The organism is Pararhizobium qamdonense (assembly GCF_029277445.1).
In the GTDB taxonomy this organism is placed as follows: Bacteria; Pseudomonadota; Alphaproteobacteria; order Rhizobiales; family Rhizobiaceae; genus Pararhizobium; species Pararhizobium qamdonense.
Genome location: NZ_CP119566.1, coordinates 3,068,117 through 3,089,944, shown reverse-complemented (window position 1 = coordinate 3,089,944; position 21,828 = coordinate 3,068,117). Strand labels below are relative to the sequence as shown.

Here is a 21,828-nt window from a genome sequence, read left to right as displayed (position 1 = left end):
CTTGTCCACAGCCCGGCAACCGCACGGCTTGGAAATTAACCTTAACAAATGGTTTACGTTGCGCCCTCAAGGTTAACGGTCAACAGTGGGGTGAACGGGCAAGAGTGGCCCGGCAGGATTTTAACGCTTTTTGGAGTGGAGCACGTTCGGTGAGAACTGGCTTGGTCATCATCATGACGATGTTTTTTGCGAGCCTTGCGCTCGATCTGGCGGTTCCGGCTGTCATCCTCGTGAGCTTGCTCGCGCTGGACTGGATTTCCGGGCAAGCACGGCGCGGCGCATTCATGGAGGGGAGGACGGCATGAAGTGGTTCTTCATCCTCTGGGCAGGCCCGGTCATTCTTTTGACCGCCTGGTATGGCCTTTCCTATTACGACATGAGCTTCGGCTTCTTCATGCTGACGCGTCAGACGCATGACCTGGTCTTCACCATCTATGGCAACGTGCTGGGCATTCCGCCCGAAACCATTCCGCCGCTGGTGGCACGCGCCATCGCCTTCGACAGCCTGCTGGTGTTTGCCATCATCGCCTACCGCAAGCGCCGGGAAATCCGCGCCTGGTACAAGAGGCGGTTTCCGCCGGCTCAGCCGTCTGAGGCAGCAGCAGCACCCTTTGCCAAGGATGCCAATCTGTCCAGCGCGCCCTGAAGAATGAAGGATGCGGCGGCCGAATCAATCCGGTCGGCCCGCTTCTTGCGCGAAACATCCATCTCGATCAGCACCCGCTCGGCCGCAACGGTCGAGAGCCGTTCGTCCCAGTAGATGAACGGCAGGCCGGTCTTCTGCGCCATGTTGTGCACGAAAGCCCGGGTCGCCTGCGCGCGCGGACCGGCCGAGCCGTCCATGTTGATCGGCAGGCCGATGATGAAGGCGGCAATTCTCTCCTTCTCAGCCATGGCCAGCAGCGCCTGCGCATCCAGGCCGAACTTCACCCGCTTGATCACCTCGCGCGGCGTGGCAAACCGCCGTCCGAGATCCGACACCGAAATGCCGATCGTCTTGGTACCGAGGTCGAGGCCCGCGATGGCCTGGCTCGGCAGGAGAGTGGATGCAAGGTCTTCGATGCTGAGAACAGCCATGTGATTTGCCGATTCGGTCTTTAAGGATTACTCGGGTGATCCATATCCCTATCCCGCCGCCAAATCATCCCCGCAAAAAAGTCTGACCGGGCCCCCAACCGGAAACAAAGGAGTATTCTCATGAAGATCAAATGGCTCGGACATTCCGCGTTCCATCTCGAAACCGCCAAGTCGAAAATCCTCATCGACCCGTTCTTCACCGGCAACCCGTCCTTCGACGAATCCTCGCGCAAGGATGCGGCCTCGGGGCTCACCCATATTCTGCTCACCCACGGGCATGGCGACCATGTCGGCGATACGATTGCGCTTGCCAAGGAAACCGGCGCCACCGTGGTTGCCAATGCCGATCTCGCTGCATGGCTGGGCTCGAAGGGCGTTCAGGCAATCGAAATGGGCAATACGGGCGGCACCATCCATCTTAACGGCTTTTCCACCACCTTCGTCAATGCGCTGCATTCCTCTGCGCAGCTGACTGAAGACGGCGTGTCGCATTCGCTGGGCAATGCCAATGGTTTGGTCCTGCATTTCGAAGACGAGCCAACGCTCTATCATATGGGCGATACCGATATCTTCTCCGACATGGCGCTGATCCAGGAACTGCATCAGCCGGAGATCGGCCTCGTGCCGATCGGTGACCGCTTCACCATGGGCGGTGCCGTGGCAGCCCTTGCCTGCCAGCGCTTCTTCAAATTCGCGACGGTTCTTCCCTGCCATTATGGCTCGTTCGGCATCATCGACCAGACGCCGGACCTGTTCATCGCCGGCATGGACGGCGCTTCCGCCAAGGTCGAGGCGCCTGCAGTCGGTGGTATTGTTGCCGTCTAAGCGGCTTGTGCATGCATTCCCCCGTTGCGTGGCAGCACTGCGGCTATTATAGCGGGGGAAAGTTCCTTGAAGACCGGAGACACCCATGTCCGTAGACCTCGCCACCGTGAAGCGCGTCGCGCGTCTTGCCCGCATTGCCGTGACCGAAGAGGAAGCGCAGCGCATGACCGGCGAACTGAACGGCATCCTCGGTTTCGTCGAGCAGCTGTCCGAGGTGAATGTCGATGGCGTCGAGCCGATGACATCCGTGACGCCGATGGCCATGAAGAAGCGCGTCGATGAAGTCACCGACGGCAACAAGGCCGGCGATATCGTCGCCAATGCCCCGAACGAGGATCGCAATTTCTTCCTCGTCCCGAAGGTTGTCGAATAAGCCTGAGCCGCCGCCGCCCGAACGCCCCCGTTTTTGAAAGCCTGCCATGACCGACCTGACCCGCCTGACCATTGCTGAAGCGCGCACCAAGCTGAGCGCCAAGGAAATCTCCGCCGTCGAACTGACGGAGGCTTATATCGGCGCGATCGACGCAGCCAATGGTGCGCTGAATGCCTATGTGGTGACGACCCCGGACAAGGCGCGCGAGATGGCCAAGGCCTCCGACGCCCGCATCGCCAGCGGCAAGGCCGGCGCGCTCGAGGGCATTCCGCTCGGGATCAAGGACTTGTTCGGCACCGAAGGCATCCACACCCAGGCCTGCAGCCACATTCTCGACGGCTTCAAGCCGCGCTATGAATCGACCGTCACCCAGAACCTGTGGAACGACGGCGCCGTCATGCTCGGCAAGCTGAACATGGACGAGTTCGCCATGGGCTCGTCGAACGAAAGCTCCTATTACGGCCCGGTGAAAAACCCCTGGCGCGCCAAGGGATCGAACCTCGATCTGGTTCCGGGCGGCTCGTCCGGCGGTTCGGCTGCCGCCGTTGCCGCGTTCCTGTGCGCCGGTGCGACCGCCACCGATACCGGCGGCTCGATCCGCCAGCCGGCCGCCTTTACCGGAACAGTCGGTATCAAGCCGACCTATGGCCGCTGCTCGCGCTGGGGCATTGTCGCCTTTGCCTCCTCGCTCGACCAGGCCGGCCCGATCGCCCGCGACGTGCGCGATGCGGCCATCCTGTTGAAGTCGATGGCATCCGTCGATGCCAAGGACACGACCTCGGTCGATCTGCCGGTGCCGGACTATGAGGCACCGCTTGGCCAGTCGCTGAAGGGCATGAAGATCGGCATTCCGAAGGAATACCGCGTCGATGGCATGCCGGAGGAAATCGAGACGCTATGGCAGCAGGGCATTGCCTGGTTGAAGGACGCCGGTGCCGAGATCGTCGATATCAGCCTGCCGCACACGAAATATGCGCTTCCGGCCTATTACATCGTCGCGCCTGCCGAAGCCTCGTCCAACCTTGCTCGCTACGACGGCGTTCGTTACGGCCTGCGCATCGACGGCAAGGACATTGCCGACATGTATGAAAAGACCCGCGCGGCCGGTTTCGGCACCGAGGTCAAGCGCCGTATCATGATCGGCACCTACGTCCTGTCGGCCGGCTATTACGACGCCTATTACCTGCAGGCGCAGAAGGTCCGCACCTTGATCAAGCGCGACTTCGAACTAGCCTTCCACGCCGGTGTCGATGCGATCCTGACGCCCGCCACACCATCGTCGGCCTTCGGCATCGCCGATGAGGATCTGGCATCCGATCCGGTGAAGATGTACCTCAACGACATCTTCACCGTGACCGTCAACATGGCCGGTCTTCCGGGCATCGCCGTTCCCGCCGGTCTCGATCACAAGGGCCTGCCGCTCGGCCTGCAACTGATCGGCAAGCCGTTCGAAGAGGAAACGCTGTTCAAGACCGCGCATGTGATCGAACAGGCCGCCGGAAAATTCCAGCCGGCGAAGTGGTGGTAGAAACGGGCTTCCGTCTTCGCAACATGACTGCCTCGGATGCCGGGGCGGTCGCGCTGATCGGCTTTGAGGCCTGGAAGTCGAACCGTGTCCACAGGAACTGGTTCGAGCCCGCTGTTGAAACCCGTGTCGAAAATGGCTTTTTGACATTTGCCAGCCGTCCGGACGCGGAAGTCGTTGTGGCGGTTGTGGCTGACGCGCTGATCGGCTGGGGCGCCCGCGACAGCCGCGAGCATCCCGGCGACCGGTCGCGCGGCTGGGATTATATTTCCGACATCTGGATTGCGCCGCCGTGGCAGGGCAGGGGCGTAGGCTCCGCGCTGATCGGCGAGCTTCTGGCCCGCATGCGCTTTGAGAACCTGGGCGTTGCCAGCATCGAAACCGATATTTCCAATCGCCCGGCTTTGTCGCTCTACCGGAAGCTGGGCTTTACCGAGGTCTGGCAGGGCAGCGAATTTTCGCCCTCGCTGGGGTTGGATCAGGCCAAGCTGCGTCTGGAAAAATCGCTGCCGTGATGCTCTACTGGCTGCGGAAGGGAACCGCTGCATGATCATCGTCCGCCTTGCGCGCGAAAATGAAGTTCCAGCCCTTGCGGCGATCGGGCTCGATGCCTGGGAAAAAGCCGTTTCCGGCGTTGCCGATGCGCAGGCCATGCGCCAGGTGGCCGAATTGTCCTTCCTCTCCTTTCTCAGATCGAAGTGGTTTTCGGTTGGTGTCATCGAGCATGGCGGCGCGATTGCCGGCTGGGGCGCGCGCGAGGACGATGACGGCACGATCTCAGACCTTTGGATCGAGCCTTCGATGCAGCGGCAGGGCCTGGGCTCCGCGCTGCTTGCCGATCTGGAAGAGAGGATTGTGGCCGGCGGTTTCGAGGCAGCAATCATCCGCACGCATGCGCAAAACGACAAGGCGATCGGGTTTTTCCGCAAGCACGGCTATGCGATCAGTTCGCTGTCGACGGCCTATGCACCCAAGCTCGACCGCGATGTGGAATCGGTCGGCATGACGAAAATGCTGGCAGAGCCTGCCGTCCACGATAGCCAGCAGTGGTTTTGAAAGTGAAAACCGGCGCGGCCCGTTAAGCGTCGCGCCGGTCTTGTTTCAGCGGTTGTTCAGCTGCGCGCGCACGAGAACGAGGCCGCGTTGGGTGATCCGGTATGGCTTGCCGCCCGACGACGAAATCGCCTTCTTCCGCTTCAGCTTGCGAAACATATCAAGACCAAAGCCGGGATAGACCCAGCCGTCGCGGGTAAAGCAACGGACGCTGTCGATGGTCTTGCCGTCGGTGCGCAGGATTTCGATACGGCCGCCCTGGGCCATGAGATGTAGAATACGCTGTACTTCGCGTGAAATGTCCATTGATGTTGAGATCCGAAAAGCGTTCGTGTGAACGCATGAAAACGGGTCTGCCGTTCTGTCGAACGCCAGGGCTTCGTTTTCCGGCCCATGCCCGCAAAGGAACTTCGCAGGCAGGGCCTTCAGGCAATCTCGGATATCGGGAACATCAAAACTCCATAGGACGGCGTTTTTTAAGCCAAGGATATCGGCCCCGTCAAGAATGGCCTGAAAACATCAGCGACTGGTGCATGCCGAGGCCGGCCATGACCCCATCGGCCGAAACCAGGGTGATATTGCCGAAGGCGCGGGCATTGTCGCCGGCCGCATAGACCCCGGCGACGCTGGTCGCCTTGACGGTGTCGGTCGCTATAATCATGCCGGCGGGCGTTTCGGTGAGGGTGCAGCCGAGGCTTTCGGCGATCGTGCCGCGCCGGTGCAGATCGGCAGCAACGAACAGCGCCTTGACGTCGAAGGTCCGGCCGCTTTTTAGCCGCACCCGCAGCCTGTCGCAGGTGCCGGCCTCGATAACATCGACCGCGCCGGGCTGGAGGCTGACCTTGCGCCGTTCAAGCAGCGCAAGTGTTTCTTCGTCCGGCTCCGGCATGCCGTTGGTAAAGAGGGTTACATCGCCCCAGTCGGCAACGACGGCCGCCTGATGCGCCGACATCGGTTGTGTCGAAAGAACGCCGATCGGACCGCCGCCAATTTCATAGCCGTGGCAATAGGGGCAATGCAGAACCGTCTTTCCCCAGCGCTCATTGAGGCCGGGAATATCGGGCAGGCGGTCTTCGATACCACCGGACAGAAGCAGGCGCCGCGTGGCGATCGGCTCATGTCCGGCAACATCGACATGGAAATCGTCGATCGAGCCTTGCGCAGCGTAAGCTTCTCCGTTGAGGAAGGTCACCGTCGGATAGGCGGTAAGCTGAGCACGCGCATCGGCGAGGATTTCCAGCCCGGATTTGCCGTCGAGCGCCAGCACGCCGTGGGAATGGGCGGCAAACCGGTTGCGCGGCGTGCCGCTGTCGATGATCGTCACATGCCGGCGGGCCCGGGCGAGAATATAGGCGGCCGACAATCCGGCAAAGCCGCCGCCGATGATGACTGCATCCTGTTGCATGGTCTTTCCTTTCATAGCTCCGCCCGCCGGAAACATCGTGGGATTCCGGTTCGGTGGACATCTGTGTTGATATGACGATCAGCCGGGCTGTGTTTCAGCCGTGCTGTTTCAGCGCGGCCCTGTGTTCGGCAAAGCGCCGTTTGAAATCATCGGCAAGCGTTGCGAGCGTCACCTCGCCAAGACGGGCGATCAGCATGGCTTCGGCATCGCGAAAGGCATCGTCGAGCGCATGGTTGACCGCCTGCTCGACCAGGCAGCCGGGGCTTTCGCTGACATTGCCCATCTGGAACAGCATGGGTTCGCCGAGCGCCGTGTAGATGTCGCGCATGGTGACGTCCTCGAGCGGACGGCCAAGCGTCCATCCGCCGCCATGGCCACGGCCAGAGGTGACGAGGCCTGCCTCGCGCAGCCCGGCCATGGTGCGCCTGACCACGACGGGATTTGTATGGAGGCAAAGCGCAAGCTCGTCCGAGGTCATCGGACGGCCGCGTTCTGCCATATGAATCAGCGCGTGCAGCACTGCGGAAAGACGGCTGTTTCTTTTCATGTAATAATAATAGTTACGAATCGTCGCGAAAGTCAAGCGGCGGCGATCGTGGGTCGAGGCGTCTGTGAAGGTCAGTCGTATCTCAGGATTGGAAAACGTGCCCGGCAAGCACCCATGGCAGGGCCAGGAGCCCGACGGAGGCAACGGCCGCATGCAGGATGAGGATTGCCGTCAGCCGGGAGCGGAAGGGTTCCTTGCGGGTTTTGTGGCGCAACAGCCGCTGGGCGGCGAACGCGCCGAGACTGCCGCCGAAGAAGGCAAGGCTCAAAAGCTTGTGTTCGGGAACACGCCATGTGCCACGGCGCGCCGCCGCCTTGTCCCACCAGAAGACGCAGAACGTCACGATGTTGACGGCAAGGAGCAGGCAGATGAACGCAAGGCAGATGGTCATGGCAGACAGAGTGCAGCAAAAAATTGAACAGATCGCAAACGCCCGGTTCTTGCGCACCAAACCGCCGTGCCGGGCGCGACAAGCCTTGCACGCCATAGCCAATTGTTCTACCCAGAGACACACGAATTGAAGCTTACAGAAGAGCATTCCATGACCCTGGTCGACGTCCGCATCTCAGAACCGAAACGCTATATTCCCGGCGCCACTGGCGACTGGGAAGTCATTATTGGCCTGGAAGTCCATGCCCAGGTGACCAGCAATTCGAAGCTGTTTTCGGGTGCGTCCACGACATTCGGCAATGCGCCGAACTCCAATGTTTCGCTTGTGGACGCGGCCATGCCCGGCATGCTTCCCGTTATCAACGAGGAGTGCGTCAAGCAGGCGGTGCGCACCGGTCTGGGCCTCAAGGCGCAGATCAACAACCGCTCGATCTTCGACCGCAAGAACTATTTCTATCCGGATTTGCCGCAGGGCTACCAGATTTCCCAATTCAAGGATCCGATCGTCGGCGAAGGCAAGATCGTCATCTCCGTCGGCCCGGACCGCCAGGGCCAGTTCGAGGATATCGAAATCGGCATCGAACGGCTGCATCTGGAACAGGATGCGGGCAAGTCGATGCACGACCAGAGCCCGACCATGTCCTATGTCGATCTGAACCGGTCCGGCGTGGCGCTGATGGAAATCGTCTCCAAGCCCGACATGCGCTCCTCCGATGAAGCCAAGGCCTATGTGACCAAGCTGCGCTCGATTGTGCGCTATCTCGGCACTTGCGACGGCAACATGGACGAAGGTTCGCTGCGCGCCGACGTCAACGTCTCGGTGCGCCGTCCGGGCGAGGATTTCGGCACGCGCTGCGAAATCAAGAACGTCAACTCCATCCGCTTCATCGGCCAGGCGATCGAATATGAGGCCCGCCGCCAGATCGGCATTCTGGAGGATGGCGGCTCGATCGACCAAGAAACCCGGCTGTTTGACCCGAACAAGGGCGAGACCCGCTCGATGCGCTCCAAGGAAGATGCGCATGACTATCGCTATTTCCCTGATCCGGACCTCTTGCCGCTCGAGTTCGACGATGCCTTCGTCGCGGAACTGAAGGCGCATCTGCCGGAACTGCCCGATGACAAGAAGGAGCGCTTCGTGCGCGATCTCGGCCTGTCGGTCTATGACGCCTCCGTGCTCGTGTCGGAAAAGGCGATCGCCGATTATTTCGAGGCCGTGGCCGCTGGCCGCGACGGCAAGATTGCCGCCAACTGGGTGATCAACGACCTGCTGGGTGCCTTGAACAAAGCCAGCAAAGCCATTGAAGAGACTCCGGTTTCCCCAGCCCAGCTCGGCGCCATTCTCGACCTGATCAAATCGGAAGTGATCTCCGGCAAGATCGCCAAGGACCTGTTTGAAATCGTCTGGACCGAAGGCGGCGACCCGGCCGAACTGGTCGAGAGCCGCGGCATGAAGCAGGTGACGGATACCGGCGCCATCGAAAAGGCCGTCGATGAGATCATCGCCGCCAATCCGGACCAGGTTGCCAAGGTTCAGGCCAAGCCCTCGCTCGCCGGCTGGTTCGTCGGCCAGGTGATGAAATCGACCGGCGGCAAGGCTAATCCGCAGGCCGTGCAGGCGCTGGTCAAGGCCAAGCTCGGCATCGAGGAGTAAGCAATTCCAGGAAAAGTGTGAAACGGTTTTCCGTCCGGAATTGCGATGAGACCACCGAGCAATTCCGGGAAAAGTGTGAAACGATTTCTCCGGATTTGCGATTGAAAGGCCCAAAATATGTTTTTCGTGCGCACAGCCACCGAGCGCGATCTGGCGAAAGTCTCGGCTCTTCTGGGTGAGACCGCGCATGCGGCCTATGATGCTGAGTACGGTGCCGCAAAGATCGACGAGATGACGGCCAAGTGGCATTCGGTAGCGGCGCTGAAGGCCAATCTGCAGCGCAAGAACGGCGAATTCCTCGTGGCCGACGATGGCAAGGTGATCGGCGGCATGGGCTTTGCCTCGATGTCGGAAAGATTGCATGAAACGGCCGTCCTGCATCAGCTCTACGTCCTGCCGCAATTTCAACGGCAGGGCATTGCCCGCGATATTTTCGCCGAACTCGAAACCTGTTTTCCTTATGCGGGAACGATGCGGGTCGAGGTCGAGGAAAACAACGCGAAAGCCATCGGCTTTTACGAGGCGCATGGCTTTGTCAGGGCAGGGGCGGGCGCCGGCACATGGGGTATTCCCACAATCGCCATGGAAAAACCGCTGGACTGACGCCCAATGGTCCTATGAGCGGGTGGGTTCGGGCCCTCTCATTTTGGCTTCAGGATGCGGTTGAAATTACGGCGCTGCAACGGAATCACTGGACAAGCGGCAGGCTGCGCGGCATAAGCGGGGCAGTACTCTCGGATATCCCGCGCGTTTGTTTGGCGCGGTCAAGGACGGACATCATGAAGTCTCTGCTGCAGATTTTTACCTGGTGGAATGGACAGACGCTCGGCACCCGCTTTCATACCTGGCGCTTCGGCAAAAGGGTTGGCGAGGATGCCGCCGGCAATGTCTACTATCAGGGCGGCACGGATTCCGAAGGACGCACGCGCCGCTGGGTGATCTATAACGGCTATGCCGACGCCTCTGCCATTCCACCCGGCTGGCATGGCTGGATGCACCACCGCACCGACGTTTCGCCGGCCGATGAAAGCTACACGGCACGCGAATGGCAAAAGCCGCACCAGCCGAACGGCACCGGCTCCGCCCAGGCCTACCGGCCGCCGGGCTCGATCAACGCCACCGGCGAACGTCCGCGCGTCACCGGCGACTATGATGCCTGGACGCCACGCTCCTGAACCGGATTTGCAAACAGGTCTTTGTGATTGTTGATTGCACCGCAGGCATCATGCCTCGGCCACATTTGATGTTTAGCGCCTGAGACCCGGCACTCTGGCCGGGGATTGCGCGGGAGACGGGCGTTAGAATGGTCATTTCAAGTCAGCGACTTCTCAAGCGCCGGATGTCTGCGGCAGCCTCGCTGTTCGCGATTGCCGGCACGGCTCTCCTGTCGATGACGACGGCCGCTGACGCCGCGCGGATCATCAATCCCGTTGCCGTCTTTTCCGGGATCGACAAGATCACCGGCCGCATCACCACCTTCGATGTCTATATCGGCGAAACCGTGCAGTTCGGCGCTCTTCAGGTGACGCCGCGCGTCTGTTACAGCCGCGACGATACCGAAGCGCCCAAGACCGACACCTTCGTCGAGGTCGACGAGATCACGCTCGACCGCAAGATCCGCCGCATCTTCACCGGCTGGATGTTTGCCGACAGCCCCGGCCTCAATGCCGTAGAACATCCGGTCTATGACGTCTGGCTGAACAGCTGCAAGGCAAAATCCGACCTGCCACCGCCCGATTCCGCTGCCAAGCAGTAATGTTTCGAGGATCGCGTTGATCATCGAAATCCGCACTGATCCGTTTCCCAACATCGACCAGATGATATCGCATCGGCGATTTTAGCGAGACCCAGGCGGGTTTGATCAAGCTGCGGTAAGATCTCAGCGTGCTACTCCGATTTGCCCCTCACCCTAACCCTCTCCCCGCCTGCGGGGAGAGGGGATGACAGAGTTTGCCGCTGGTTCCTTCTCCCCGTTTTAACGGGGAGAAGGTGGCCGACAGGCCGGATGAGGGGCTATTGCGGGGGTAATAATCGACGCCGGCCGAATGGCATTCAAAACTTCAGATGCGGCGTTGCAATCGCCCGCGCCAGCATCTTTTCATAGCGCGCTTTCGGCACGTCGATGGCGCCAAAGTTCTTCAGGTGTTCGGTCGTAAACTGGGTATCGAGCAGGACAAAACCCTGTTTGCGTAGCCTCTGGACCAGATGCACGAGGCAGATCTTCGAGGCATCTGTGCGCCGCGAAAACATGCTTTCGCCGAAGAAGGCCGAGCCGAGCGAGACGCCGTAGAGGCCGCCGACCAGTTCGCCATCCTCCCAGGCCTCGACGCAATGTGCGTGCCCCATACTGTGCAGCGTCGCATAGAGCGAGCGGATCTTGGCGTTGATCCAGGTGGTCGGGCGGTCGGGGGCAGGGGCGGCGCATCCGTCCATCACCTGTTCGAAAGCCGTGTCGTAGCGGATCTCGAAGGGCGCACGCCGGATCGTCTTGGCAAGGCTTTTGGAAATGTGGAAATCGTCGAGCGGGATGATGCCGCGCAGTTCGGGCTCGACCCAGAACAGTTCGGGATCGTCAGCGCTGTCTGCCATCGGAAACAGGCCGATGGAATAGGCCCGCAACAGCAAATCCGGGGTAATGTCCGGTTGCCTGCTACGGGTCCCTTTCATTTAAAACCTCATTCGGCCGTCTGGGCCAGATAGTTTTCCAGCCAATGGATGTCGTAGTCGCCGTTGGCAATGTCCTGATTGTTGATCAGGTCCTGGAATAGAGGCAAGGTCGTCTTGATGCCGTCGATGACGAATTCGTCGAGCACGCGGCGCAGGCGCATCATGCATTCGACGCGGGTGCGTCCGTGCACGATCAGCTTGCCGATCAGGCTGTCGTAATAGGGCGGGATCTTGTAGCCCTGATAGACGCCCGAATCGACGCGAACGCCAAGACCGCCAGGCGCGTGGAAATGCGTGATCGTGCCGGGAGACGGCACGAAGGTGCGCGGATCCTCGGCATTGATGCGGCACTCGATGGCATGGCCGGAAAAGACGATCTCGTCCTGCGTCACCGACAGACCACCGCCGGACGCGACGCGGATCTGCTCGTGCACCAGGTCGATGCCGGTAATGGCTTCCGTGATCGGATGCTCCACCTGCAGGCGGGTGTTCATCTCGATGAAGAAGAACTCGCCGTTTTCGTAGAGAAATTCGATCGTGCCGGCGCCGCGATATTTCAGCTTGCGCATGGCATCGGCGCAGATTTCGCCGATCTCCATCCGCTGCTCGACATTGAGCGCCGGCGAATTGGCTTCTTCCCAGACCTTCTGGTGGCGGCGCTGCAGCGAGCAGTCGCGTTCGCCCAGATGAATGGCATTGCCTTCACCGTCACCGACGACCTGGACTTCGATATGGCGCGGCTTTCCGAGGTATTTTTCCATATAGACGGCATCATTGCCGAAGGCGGCGAGCGCCTCGGAACGGGCCGTGGACACCGCCTCGGAGAGTTCCTCCTCGTTCTTGGCCACTTTCATGCCGCGTCCACCGCCGCCGGCAGTGGCCTTGATCAGCACGGGGAAGCCGATTTCGCGGGCGATCTCCAATGCATTCTCAGGCTTCACTTCGCCGGCAGAACCGGGAACGACGGGAATGCCGAGCGACTTTGCCGTTTCCTTCGCGGTGATCTTGTCACCCATGATGCGGATGTGATCGGCGGTCGGGCCAATGAAGGTAATGCCGTGAGCGTCGAGAATATCGGCGAATTTGGCGTTTTCCGACAGGAAGCCGTAGCCCGGATGCACGGCGTCGGCACCGGTGATCTCGCAGGCGGCAACGATCTGGTGGATGTTCAGATAGCTGTCGCGCGACGGCGGCGGGCCGATGCATACGCTCTCGTCGGCAAGGCGCACATGCATTGCATTGGCGTCAGCGGTCGAATGGACAGCCACGGTTGCGATGCCGAGTTCTTTGCAGGCGCGCAGCACCCGAAGGGCGATTTCGCCGCGATTGGCGATGAGGATCTTTGAAATCATCTGCGCGGCCTATTCGATGACGACAAGCGCTTCGCCGTACTCGACCGGTGCGCCGTCTTCAACGAGGATTTCCGTTACCTTGCCGGAGCGGGGCGCCGGGATCTGGTTCATCGTCTTCATGGCTTCGATGATCAGGATCGTCTGGCCTTCCTTGACGGTGGCGCCGACTTCAACGAAGGGACGGGAGCCGGGAGCAGGCGACAGATAGGCGGTACCGACCATCGGGGCGGTCAGCGCGTTCTTGGAGGTTCTCGCTGGTTCCGGAGCCGAGACCGCAGAAACGCCGGCGGCAGCGATCTGGACGGGAGCCGCGACCGGGACCGGAGCGGACACGTATTGCGGCGTACCGGCGCGCGAAACGCGGATGCGCAGGTCGTCCTGTTCCACTTCGATTTCGGTGAGATCGGTTTCGTTCAGGATATTGGCGAGATCGCGGATCAGCGACTGGTCGATGCCGGGTTTCTTGTCAGCCATGGATATGAGCCTCGTGTTCTTTTTATTTCGTGTGTTGTGTGAGTGTCTTTAGCGCATTGAGCGCCAGAATGTAACTGTCGGCGCCAAAGCCGCAGATCACGCCTTTGGCTGCCGGTGCCAGCATCGATTTGTGCCGGAACTCTTCGCGGGCATGAACATTGGAAAGGTGCACTTCGACGACCGGAATGCCGATCGCCCTGGCCGCATCGTGCAATGCGATCGATGTATGCGTGTACGCACCGGCATTGATGGCGATGCCCTGCGCCACGCTGCCTGCCTCATGGAACCAGTCGATCAGATCGCCCTCATGATTGCTCTGGCGGCAAACGACGTTAAGACCGAGCGTATTGCCATGCTCGACGCACATGGCCTCGATATCGGCCAGCGTCTGGCCCCCATAAATACCGGGCTCGCGTTGACCGAGCGCGTTAAGATTGGGGCCGTTCAGCACGAAAATGGTCGATGGCATAAGGGATCCGGTCCGATAATCGAGCGCTACCTATAGACCGGTGAACTGCCAAGGAAAAGCCCTTTGGCCCCCCTCGGCATTTGTCCACAAGCCATAACGTGCAGCTTTGCCCAAAATATGAGCTTAGCAGACAGTCTTGCCGCAGGTACGGACGTTGGTGACTTTAGTTTCAATTTCTTCGGCACCGACGGCACCGTAGACGGCTTCCTTGCCAATCACATAGGACGGCGTGCCGGTGATGCCGAGATCGTTGGCCAGCGTGTAGACTTCCTTGACGGCATCGTCCTGGGTATTTTCCGCCATCTTCTTGCGCAGATCGGCCTCGGGAACGCCGAGGCCCGTGGCAACGGCCATGGCCGTCTCTTCATTGGCACGGTCCTCGCCGCCGAGCAGGGCGCGGTGGAAATCACCGTATTTTTCCGGCGCGATCGCGCGGAATGCCGTGCTGACCTTATGGGCGGCCATCGAATCCGGTCCGAGGATCGGCAGTTCCTTGAGGACGAAGCGGACGTTCTTGTCCTTTTCCAAAATGGTTTCCATGTCCGACAGGGCGCGTTTGCAATAGCCGCAATTGTAGTCATAGAACTCGACGATGGTCACATCGCCTTTGGGGTTTCCCAGCGTCACGTCATAGGGCGACTGGAAGATCGCCTTTTCATTGTCGGTAATGGCGGCCTGCGCCTGCGCCGATTGTTCGTCGGCCTGCTTCTGCTTTAGCGCCTTTTGGGCTTCCAGCAGGATTTCCGGATTGGCGACGAGGTATTCCTTGATGAAATCGCCGATTTCCTGCTTCTGCTTGGCATCGAGCGCGTATGCGGGCGAAATGGCGGCACCCGCTGTCAAAAGGATGAGCGAAGCGGCGATGATCTTGCGGGCGTTGAATGCCATGATGGTCCTCGTTGTCTTTCGTTGCTGCAGTCTGTCGTTCAAGTGCTAAGGCTGCGTCAACAGGCTTGTTTGAAGGACAACAGAATATCCTTGCCGACCATAGGGCGGCGCGGTGCCAAACGAAACCGCAAAATCGGCGGAAATGCGGCGTTCGTGCACTTGTGAAGCCCTTTGCGATCAGGCACATGCCTGTCACGTCAAAAATATCGAGGATGTGCCGTTGAAGCCCCTTTCCGTTCGCAGCGCCGTCGAGCCCTTCCATGCCATGGACGTTCTGGCCGAAGCCACCAAGCGGCGCGAAGCCGGCTATCCGGTGATCTCGATGGCTGTGGGCCAGCCGAGCCATCCTGCACCGGAGGCGGCTCTCAAGGCCGCCCGGTCGGCGCTTGACCACGGCCGCCTCGGCTATACCGACGCACTCGGAACTGCGTCCCTCAGGATCGCGATCGCCCGGCACTATCGCACACGCTATGGCGTCGAGATCGATCCCAGGCGCGTTGCCGTGACGACGGGGTCGTCGGCCGGTTTCAATCTGGCATTTCTCGCGCTGTTTGATCCCGGCGATTGCGTTGCCATTGCCCGGCCCGGCTATCCCGCTTATCGCAACATTCTTTCAGCCCTCGGCCTGACGGTCGTCGAGGTCGAGGCGGACGCCGAAAGCGGTTTCACGCTGACGCCGCAAAGCCTGGAAGCTGCCGCTGTCAAAGCGGGCAGGCGGCTCGACGGCGTTCTGCTCGCAAGCCCCGCCAACCCGACCGGCACAGTCACGGGACGGGCAGGGCTGAAGGCGCTCGCCGATTATTGCCACGCCAACGATATCGCCTTCATCTCGGATGAAATCTACCACGGGCTGACATTTGCCGGCGACGAGACAACGGCGCTTGCCGTGACCGATGAAGCCGTGATCATCAATTCGTTCTCGAAATATTATTGCATGACCGGCTGGCGGATCGGCTGGATGGTGCTGCCGGAAGACCAGGTGCGGGCTTTCGAGCGGATCGCCCAGAGCCTCTATATCTCGCCGCCGGAACTGTCGCAGATCGCCGCAGAAGCAGCGCTCGGCTGCGAGGCGGAGCTGGATGTCTACAAGGCGTCCTATGCCGCCAATCGCGACCTTCTGCTCAAGCGTCTGCCCGAAATCGGCTTCACCATCGCCTCGCCGATGGACGGCGCCTTCTATGCCTATGCCGATGTCAGCCGCTTCACCAATGACAGCATGGATTTCGCCCGCACGATGCTGGCGCAGATCAATGTCGCGGCCACACCGGGGCTCGATTTCGACCCGCTTGAAGGACATCGCATGATGCGGTTTTCCTATGCCGGCGCGCCGGACGACATAGCCGAGGCGATGGATCGCATTGCCCGTTGGCTTGCGTGATCCTGTAACGATTTTAGGACGTTAACAGGTTTTCCAGATTCAGTTCGTCACAACCTCGAATCAGCTTGGCAACGGGACCGGCGACGCTTTCATGCGCGCCCGGCGGACGCGCATGGCTTGATCGCATGCCAAATTCCCTGGCTCTAGCGGCAGATTCGGATTGTCTCGACGACCGGGTTGCCGTCCGCATCCGTCTTGCGGACCGTCTTGACCACACAGACCGGTGCAAAGGCGGTGTCATAGCGTCCGTAGTAGAAGTCGTTATAGCGCTGGCGGCTCTTGCCGTCGGCCTGTGATGTTGCAAGCGAAATCGTGGGAATGGCGACGAGCGCGGCGGCGGTAAGGAAAGGCCGCATGTTTGCCTCCTCTGGTTCACGCCGGACAAGCCCATCCCGTCCGGCTGCGCACACTCTGCAGCTGTCGCGATATTTTCACAGTTCCTCATGGAACAAGGCCGCAAAAACGAAAAAACCGGCCAATCGCTTGGCCGGTTTTTTCATGTCTCAAGTATCAGAAGCGGCTCAGAAGAAGCCGCGCTTCTGCCACCAGCCGCCCTTCTTGGGCTTGGCCGGATCGGCGTCGCCATCGTCCTTCTTGACGGTGGACGACTTGACCACCGGCTCGCTGGCAATCGTGTCGATGTCGCGATTGGCGCGCACCGGCTTCGTGTCGTCGAGCTTGGTTTCCTCAAGATCCGCAGCCGCTTCTTCGACGGCCGGTTCCTCGGCGGGAACAACCGCTTCCGGCTGTGCTTCGACGGCAGCCTGGGCGTCCGCATCGGCGGTCGTAACAGGTGCAGCCTCGGCAGGGGCCTCTTCGACGGCGGCAACGGCCTTCTTGCGGCTGCGCTTCGGCTTGGCCGGCTTCACATCTTCCTCGGCAGCAACCGGGGCTTCGGTGATATCGTCAGCAGCAACTTCCGAAACAATGGCTTCAATCGAAACCTCAGCAGCAGCCTCGGCCTCCGGCGCGTCGGCTGCGGCATCTTCACCAGCGCTTTCGCCGTCGGCTGCAAGGTTTTCACCCTCTGCCTCGTCCGGACGATTGCGGCGGCCGCCACGCTTGCCACGGCGGCGGCGCTTGCGCTTCTGGCGTTCTTCTTCGCTCAGGCCCGCGTCCTGTGCATCGTCGGAACCAGCCTGTGCTGCAACGTCCTCGGCCTCGTCCTCGTCGCCATCCTCATCGGAGGCATCGTCGGAACGGACACCGGCTTCAGCACCCTGTTCGCTACCCGGACGGCCACCGCGCCGGCGCCGGCGGCGCTTGCGCTTGCGGTTGCCCTGTTCGTCACTCTGTTCGGCAGGTGCGCGTTCGCTGCGCTCGGTCCGCTCAGTACGTTCCGGCTTGGCGTCCGCCACAACCTCTTCTTCGTCCTCGATATCCTCTTCGATAACGATATCGTCGTCCTCATCGATTTCCGGCTCGAATTGGATGATCTGCTCGATCTTGACCGGGTTCTCGACGGCTTCGCCGCGATCGATGGCGAAATGCTGGGCGCCGACATGGGCGTCCGCTTCGATGATGATCTGGACGCCAAAGCGTTCTTCATAATCGATGATCGTGCCGCGCTTGTGGTTGAGAAGGTAGAGCGCGATATCCGGTGTCGTGCGCACGGTGATGTTGTGCGTGGTGTTCTTCAACAGGTATTCTTCGACGCCGCGCAGCACATGCAGGGCGACAGAAGACTGCGAGCGCACATGGCCCGTGCCGTTGCAATGCGAGCAGATCTGCATCGTCGATTCGAGAACCGAGGCGCGGATACGCTGGCGCGACATTTCGAGCAGGCCGAAATGCGAGATGCGGCCGACCTGGATGCGGGCGCGGTCGTTCTTGAGGTGATCCTTCAAGCGCTTTTCAACCGAACGGTTGTTGCGCTTTTCTTCCATGTCGATGAAGTCGACGACCACGAGACCGGCAAGGTCGCGCAGGCGCAACTGGCGGGCAACTTCTTCGGCCGCTTCCAGGTTGGTCTGGAGTGCGGTGTCTTCGATCGAGTGTTCGCGGGTCGAACGGCCCGAGTTGACGTCGATGGCAACAAGCGCTTCGGTCTGGTTGATGATGATGTAGCCGCCGGACTTCAGCGTCACCTGCGGTACCAGCATCCGGTCGAGCTGGGCTTCGATGCCCGAGCGCGAGAAGATCGGGTGCACGTCGCGGTAAGGCTGAACCACCTTGGCGTGGCTCGGCATCAGCATCTTCATGAAGCCCTTGGCTTCCTTGTAGCCTTCCTCGCCGGCAACGATGATCTCGCTGATATCCTTGTTGTAAAGGTCGCGGATCGAGCGCTTGATCAGGGAGCCTTCCTCATAAACGAGGCAAGGGGCCGTGGAAGACAGTGTCAGCGTGCGAACATTTTCCCACAGGCGCATCAGGTATTCGAAGTCGCGCTTGACTTCGACCTTGGTGCGGTTGGCACCGGCGGTGCGCAGGATGACGCCCATGCCCTGCGGCACGTCGAGCGCGCGGGCAATTTCCTTCAGGCGCTTGCGGTCAGGCAGGTTGGTGATCTTGCGGGAGATACCGCCGCCACGCGCCGTGTTCGGCATCAGGACCGAATAGCGGCCGGCGAGCGAAAGGTACGTGGTGAGCGCTGCACCCTTGTTGCCGCGTTCTTCCTTGGCCACCTGCACCAGCAGGATCTGCCGGCGCTTGATGACTTCCTGGATGCGGTACTGCTTGCGCGGACGGCGGTTGACCTGCCGGTCCGGCACTTCTTCCATCGCATCTTCGGCGCCGACGGATTCGATGACTTCCTTTTCTTCATGATGACCATCGTCATCATCGTCGTCATCATTGTTGCGGCGTCCGCCGCGTGTGTCTTCGGAAATGCTGTCGGTATCGACCATGGCGGCCATTTCGCCGCTATTGCCTTCGTCGCTGTCCGTATCTGTGGCAGCTTCAGCGGCTGCAGCCTTCTTGGTGCGGCGCGGACGCTTGGCCTTTGCTTTCGGCTTTTCGTCCGCCTCGGCAACGAGATCCGGAGTGGTTGCGGGTTCCAGCGTCTCGACAGCGTCTTCGGCAGTCTCGATCACTTCGACCACGGTTTCTTCCGTGGTCTCTACCGTTTCCTCATCCGAATCGGGACCGAGATCCGTGCCGGTCTCGACATGCTCGATGTCGTCGTCACGGCGCGCCTCTTCAGCTTCCTGCCGCAACAGCGCCTGCCGGTCGGCCAGCGGGATCTGGTAGTAGTCGGGATGAATTTCGGCGAAGGCCAGGAAGCCGTGGCGGTTGCCGCCGTAATCGACGAAGGCGGCCTGCAGCGACGGCTCGACGCGTGTCACTTTCGCAAGATAGATATTGCCGCGGATCTGTTTCTTGTGTTCGGATTCGAAGTCGAATTCTTCTATGCGGTTTCCGCGTACGACAACGACGCGCGTCTCTTCAGCGTGAGACGCATCGATAAGCATTTTCTCTGCCATGTAGGTGGTGCTCCTCGGCGCACCCTGGAAACGGCAGGAAAATAGCGTCCCGGAGGAGACTTTCCATGCAGCTCAGGTTTTTCGCCGGATGTGAATGTTCCTGTAAGGTAGGGGAGATGGTCCAACAGCCAGACGGCAGCCGGAACTAGTCTGTTCCGGGGCCTGTTTACTTCTGACCGATACTGCTGGGACAACGTTAATGACCAAACAAGAATGCCAATGTAGTAGGCCTTGACGGCCCGATGAATGTGCCCGGTCACGGGCCTGCGGTGATCGTCACCATAAACGCTCCGGCCACCGCCGGAATTTCTCGATTCAGCATGCTAAGACAAAGTGGAGCGACGGCGGATGAAGCGCGACTGCTTGTGCGAGACGTGATCTGCGTTGAAGCGGTTTTACCCGTCCCGATCACGCTCTGGCGCCAAGGCTTAAAAAACCCTTTGGCTGCCGGTCGTCGATTCTATCCCGTCAACACTTTCTCCCTGAAAGGCTTTTATGTTTTCTATGTCACAATGGCAAGGGAAAAGCCGAAACCGCCATAATATTGATTGATTCGCTTGTCGGGGTGTGTACTGCCGGGTCGTCGCTTTCGTGCCGCTTGGCCGCGCCCTGGAGACGCTGTAATAGCGTGGGAAGAGGGTGGTTCGCACATCGGAAAATGCCGGAAAGCAAGGTTTGGTTAACCATATCGCGTCATGGATGGTACAGGCAAACACACATGCTGCAGGCTCTGTGCCGGAATGAGACGTCGCGGCCAGATCGCGGAAGACGTCGTGACAGTCTTTTTCGGATGTGTGCAATGAAGGAAAAGCGGATTTGATCCTGTCAGCGATGATACGACGGTGCCTGCTCGGCCTCATGCTTGTTTCTGCAGCCTCTGCCGTGCATGCAGCCGATGAGCCATTGCTTGCCTATAACGCCCGCATTGCCGGCGACGATGCCCGCACGCGGGTTGTGATCGATTTCGACCGCAAGCCGATTTTTCTCGTCCACTACCTCGCCAATCCGCCCCGTGTCATCGTTGATCTGCCGGAAACCTCCTTCGGCCTGAAGCCGGAAGACCTGAAGGCGCGCGGCCTGTTCACCGAGATCCGCTACGGCGCCATGGGGCCTGGAAGTGCCCGCGTGGTGCTGACGGCAACCAAGCCTGTTGCGGTCACCGTCGCCGATGTGAAGGCGGACGAGGAGGGCAGGGGGTTTCGCCTTGTGCTCGATGCGGAACGGGTGAGCGCGGAACGGTTTTCCAGCTTGATGGAAGATCAGAAATGGACTGGCACCGTCGCCACCGCAAAGACCGACCGGCTGGTCGAGCCGGCGGCACCCGGCGCCTTTGTCGTTGCTGTCGATGCAGGCCATGGCGGTATCGATACCGGCGCCATCGGCAGCGAGACGAAGATGGAAGAAAAGAGCGTCACGCTTGCCTTCGCCGCCCAGCTTGTCGAGACGCTCAACAAGGAAAAAGGCGTGAAGGCCTTCCTGACGCGTGACAAGGATGAGTTTCTCTCGCTGCCGGAACGCGTCCAGGTCGCCCGCCAGCACAGCGCCAACCTGTTCATCTCCATCCATGCCGATACGCTGAAGCAGCGCGATATTCGCGGCGCAACCGTCTATACCATCTCCGACAAGGCCTCCGATCACCTGGCAGCCAACCTTGCCGCCCGCGAAAACCTCTCGGACGAGATCGCCGGCGTCACCTTCAAGAGCGAACCGGCCGAGGTCGCCGATATCCTGATCGATCTGACGCGCCGCGAAACGCAGGCGTTTTCCGTCAATCTGGCCCGCTCCGTCGTGTCGTCCTTCGAGGGGCAGATCAACCTGATCAACAATCCCCACCGCTATGCCGGGTTCCGCGTTCTGCAGGCGCCGGATGTGCCGTCGATCCTTCTGGAACTCGGATTTCTCTCCAACAAGGAAGACGAAAAGCTCCTCGTCGATCCCGTTTGGCGCGCCAAGGTTTCCGGTCTACTGGCCGTCGCCCTGCGCAGCTATCGCGGCGAGGCAGTGGCAAATGGCGGCTGACCCCCGGTGGAACGGGGTTTGATTCACTGGAATTCCGTGATTTGATCAGCAAATAACATCTGTTGTGATTTGTGTCGCCGGGGTAACAGCGATATGCTTTTCAACGGGATGACCTATGTTTAATCGGCGATAAGCCCTATTTTGCTCACAATCCGGTCGCTATCGGAAAGCCTGAATTGCGCGGCAGGTGATCTTCAAGAGAATCGCCAGCCGTAAACATGCAACGTCGGGAGCGTGACCGTCATCCGGAGCGCGTTCATTCGTTGTTTCATACGCTGGCGTGATTGCATTCGGACAAGGTGCGGGTTAG

Annotated in this window: 26 protein-coding genes; 14 read left to right on the top strand and 12 right to left on the bottom strand. The window is 60.4% G+C overall.

All coding sequences use genetic code 11. The features are described 5' to 3' along the window. The first annotated feature begins 161 nt into the window (after positions 1-161). Together PYR65_RS15080 and PYR65_RS15075 are read left to right on the top strand one after the other, a co-directional pair. Positions 162-305, top strand: a complete 144-nt coding sequence (locus PYR65_RS15080) for a hypothetical protein (RefSeq protein ID WP_276118557.1) — start codon at positions 162-164, stop codon at positions 303-305. After that, a complete protein-coding gene (locus PYR65_RS15075; protein ID WP_060641187.1) occupies positions 302-646 on the top strand; it encodes a DUF6105 family protein in 345 nt (114 codons plus the stop codon). The genes PYR65_RS15080 and PYR65_RS15075 overlap by 4 nt, the downstream gene beginning before the upstream one ends. Here PYR65_RS15075 and ruvX read toward each other — a convergent pair. Continuing rightward, the gene (gene ruvX / locus PYR65_RS15070) at positions 583-1,077 is read right to left on the bottom strand and encodes a Holliday junction resolvase RuvX (RefSeq protein ID WP_276118555.1); all 495 of its coding nucleotides are present in this window, start codon (positions 1,075-1,077) and stop codon (positions 583-585) included. The two genes, PYR65_RS15075 and ruvX, sit on opposite strands and share 64 nt — an antisense overlap. Positions 1,078-1,197: 120 nt before the next feature. Between ruvX and PYR65_RS15065 the strand changes: the two genes are divergently transcribed. From PYR65_RS15065 to PYR65_RS15045, 5 genes are all read left to right on the top strand, one after another. After that, complete coding sequence (locus tag PYR65_RS15065; protein WP_060641185.1) at positions 1,198-1,902, top strand: metal-dependent hydrolase; 705 nt, start codon at positions 1,198-1,200, stop codon at positions 1,900-1,902. Positions 1,903-1,987: 85 nt separating this feature from the next. Next, a complete protein-coding gene (gatC, locus tag PYR65_RS15060) occupies positions 1,988-2,275 on the top strand; it encodes an Asp-tRNA(Asn)/Glu-tRNA(Gln) amidotransferase subunit GatC (protein ID WP_276118554.1) in 288 nt (95 codons plus the stop codon). Between the two features lie 46 nt (positions 2,276-2,321). Next, complete coding sequence (gene gatA, locus PYR65_RS15055; RefSeq protein WP_276118553.1) at positions 2,322-3,803, top strand: Asp-tRNA(Asn)/Glu-tRNA(Gln) amidotransferase subunit GatA; 1,482 nt, start codon at positions 2,322-2,324, stop codon at positions 3,801-3,803. Then, positions 3,797-4,315 carry a GNAT family N-acetyltransferase gene (locus PYR65_RS15050; protein ID WP_156383401.1) on the top strand — a complete coding sequence of 173 codons (519 nt, stop codon included), beginning with the start codon at positions 3,797-3,799 and terminating at the stop codon, positions 4,313-4,315. Before gatA ends, PYR65_RS15050 begins: the two co-directional genes overlap by 7 nt. A 31-nt stretch (positions 4,316-4,346) precedes the next feature. Further along, entirely contained in the window at positions 4,347-4,856 is a 510-nt protein-coding gene (locus PYR65_RS15045; RefSeq protein ID WP_276118552.1) for a GNAT family N-acetyltransferase, read from the top strand. A gap of 45 nt (positions 4,857-4,901) precedes the next feature. Here PYR65_RS15045 and PYR65_RS15040 read toward each other — a convergent pair whose 3' ends face one another. From PYR65_RS15040 to PYR65_RS15025, 4 genes are all read right to left on the bottom strand, one after another. Then, entirely contained in the window at positions 4,902-5,159 is a 258-nt protein-coding gene (locus tag PYR65_RS15040) for a YjhX family toxin (RefSeq protein WP_276118551.1), read from the bottom strand. A 193-nt stretch (positions 5,160-5,352) separates the two neighbouring features. Next, entirely contained in the window at positions 5,353-6,258 is a 906-nt protein-coding gene (locus PYR65_RS15035) for an NAD(P)/FAD-dependent oxidoreductase (protein ID WP_276118549.1), read from the bottom strand. A gap of 94 nt (positions 6,259-6,352) precedes the next feature. Then, positions 6,353-6,805: an Rrf2 family transcriptional regulator gene (locus PYR65_RS15030; RefSeq protein ID WP_276118548.1), complete on the bottom strand. Its 453-nt coding sequence runs from the start codon at positions 6,803-6,805 to the stop codon at positions 6,353-6,355. Between the two features lie 82 nt (positions 6,806-6,887). After that, positions 6,888-7,196, bottom strand: coding sequence for a DUF1294 domain-containing protein (locus PYR65_RS15025; RefSeq protein WP_276118547.1), 309 nt, complete (start codon positions 7,194-7,196; stop codon positions 6,888-6,890). A gap of 150 nt (positions 7,197-7,346) precedes the next feature. Here PYR65_RS15025 and gatB point away from each other — a divergent pair, with 150 nt between their 5' ends. From gatB to PYR65_RS15005, 4 genes are all read left to right on the top strand, one after another. Next, positions 7,347-8,849: an Asp-tRNA(Asn)/Glu-tRNA(Gln) amidotransferase subunit GatB gene (gatB, locus tag PYR65_RS15020; RefSeq protein WP_276118546.1), complete on the top strand. Its 1,503-nt coding sequence runs from the start codon at positions 7,347-7,349 to the stop codon at positions 8,847-8,849. A 117-nt stretch (positions 8,850-8,966) separates the two neighbouring features. Next, positions 8,967-9,452, top strand: coding sequence for a GNAT family N-acetyltransferase (locus PYR65_RS15015; RefSeq protein ID WP_276118545.1), 486 nt, complete (start codon positions 8,967-8,969; stop codon positions 9,450-9,452). 176 nt (positions 9,453-9,628) lie between these two features. After that, the gene (locus tag PYR65_RS15010) at positions 9,629-10,024 is read left to right on the top strand and encodes an NADH:ubiquinone oxidoreductase subunit NDUFA12 (protein WP_060641175.1); all 396 of its coding nucleotides are present in this window, start codon (positions 9,629-9,631) and stop codon (positions 10,022-10,024) included. 164 nt (positions 10,025-10,188) lie between these two features. Further along, positions 10,189-10,605, top strand: coding sequence for a DUF2155 domain-containing protein (locus PYR65_RS15005; protein ID WP_407951332.1), 417 nt, complete (start codon positions 10,189-10,191; stop codon positions 10,603-10,605). A gap of 296 nt (positions 10,606-10,901) precedes the next feature. Here the strand turns inward: PYR65_RS15005 and aat are convergent, their stop codons facing one another. The 5 genes from aat to PYR65_RS14980 all read right to left on the bottom strand — a co-directional run bounded on the left by aat (position 10,902) and on the right by PYR65_RS14980 (position 14,699). Further along, positions 10,902-11,516, bottom strand: coding sequence for a leucyl/phenylalanyl-tRNA--protein transferase (gene aat, locus PYR65_RS15000; RefSeq protein ID WP_060641173.1), 615 nt, complete (start codon positions 11,514-11,516; stop codon positions 10,902-10,904). Between the two features lie 8 nt (positions 11,517-11,524). Continuing rightward, on the bottom strand, positions 11,525-12,868 hold the full coding sequence (accC, locus tag PYR65_RS14995) for an acetyl-CoA carboxylase biotin carboxylase subunit (RefSeq protein ID WP_276118543.1): 1,344 nt from the start codon (positions 12,866-12,868) through the stop codon (positions 11,525-11,527). Between the two features lie 9 nt (positions 12,869-12,877). Further along, on the bottom strand, positions 12,878-13,342 hold the full coding sequence (gene accB, locus PYR65_RS14990) for an acetyl-CoA carboxylase biotin carboxyl carrier protein (RefSeq protein ID WP_060641171.1): 465 nt from the start codon (positions 13,340-13,342) through the stop codon (positions 12,878-12,880). A 22-nt stretch (positions 13,343-13,364) separates the two neighbouring features. Then, on the bottom strand, positions 13,365-13,811 hold the full coding sequence (aroQ, locus tag PYR65_RS14985; protein WP_276118542.1) for a type II 3-dehydroquinate dehydratase: 447 nt from the start codon (positions 13,809-13,811) through the stop codon (positions 13,365-13,367). Between the two features lie 123 nt (positions 13,812-13,934). Continuing rightward, positions 13,935-14,699: a DsbA family protein gene (locus PYR65_RS14980; RefSeq protein WP_060641169.1), complete on the bottom strand. Its 765-nt coding sequence runs from the start codon at positions 14,697-14,699 to the stop codon at positions 13,935-13,937. Positions 14,700-14,964: 265 nt separating this feature from the next. Between PYR65_RS14980 and PYR65_RS14975 the strand changes: the two genes are divergently transcribed. Continuing rightward, entirely contained in the window at positions 14,965-16,077 is a 1,113-nt protein-coding gene (locus PYR65_RS14975) for a pyridoxal phosphate-dependent aminotransferase (protein WP_407951331.1), read from the top strand. 143 nt (positions 16,078-16,220) lie between these two features. Here PYR65_RS14975 and PYR65_RS14970 read toward each other — a convergent pair whose 3' ends face one another. Both PYR65_RS14970 and PYR65_RS14965 read right to left on the bottom strand, forming a co-directional pair. Further along, positions 16,221-16,433: a hypothetical protein gene (locus PYR65_RS14970; protein WP_276118540.1), complete on the bottom strand. Its 213-nt coding sequence runs from the start codon at positions 16,431-16,433 to the stop codon at positions 16,221-16,223. A gap of 165 nt (positions 16,434-16,598) precedes the next feature. After that, positions 16,599-19,499 carry an Rne/Rng family ribonuclease gene (locus PYR65_RS14965; protein WP_276118539.1) on the bottom strand — a complete coding sequence of 967 codons (2,901 nt, stop codon included), beginning with the start codon at positions 19,497-19,499 and terminating at the stop codon, positions 16,599-16,601. 242 nt (positions 19,500-19,741) lie between these two features. On the opposite strand from PYR65_RS14965, the gene PYR65_RS14960 reads away from it, so the two are divergent. Further along, a complete protein-coding gene (locus PYR65_RS14960; RefSeq protein ID WP_156383399.1) occupies positions 19,742-20,041 on the top strand; it encodes a hypothetical protein in 300 nt (99 codons plus the stop codon). 316 nt (positions 20,042-20,357) lie between these two features. After that, positions 20,358-21,518 carry an N-acetylmuramoyl-L-alanine amidase gene (locus PYR65_RS14955; RefSeq protein WP_276121068.1) on the top strand — a complete coding sequence of 387 codons (1,161 nt, stop codon included), beginning with the start codon at positions 20,358-20,360 and terminating at the stop codon, positions 21,516-21,518. The last annotated feature ends 310 nt before the right edge of the window (positions 21,519-21,828 follow it).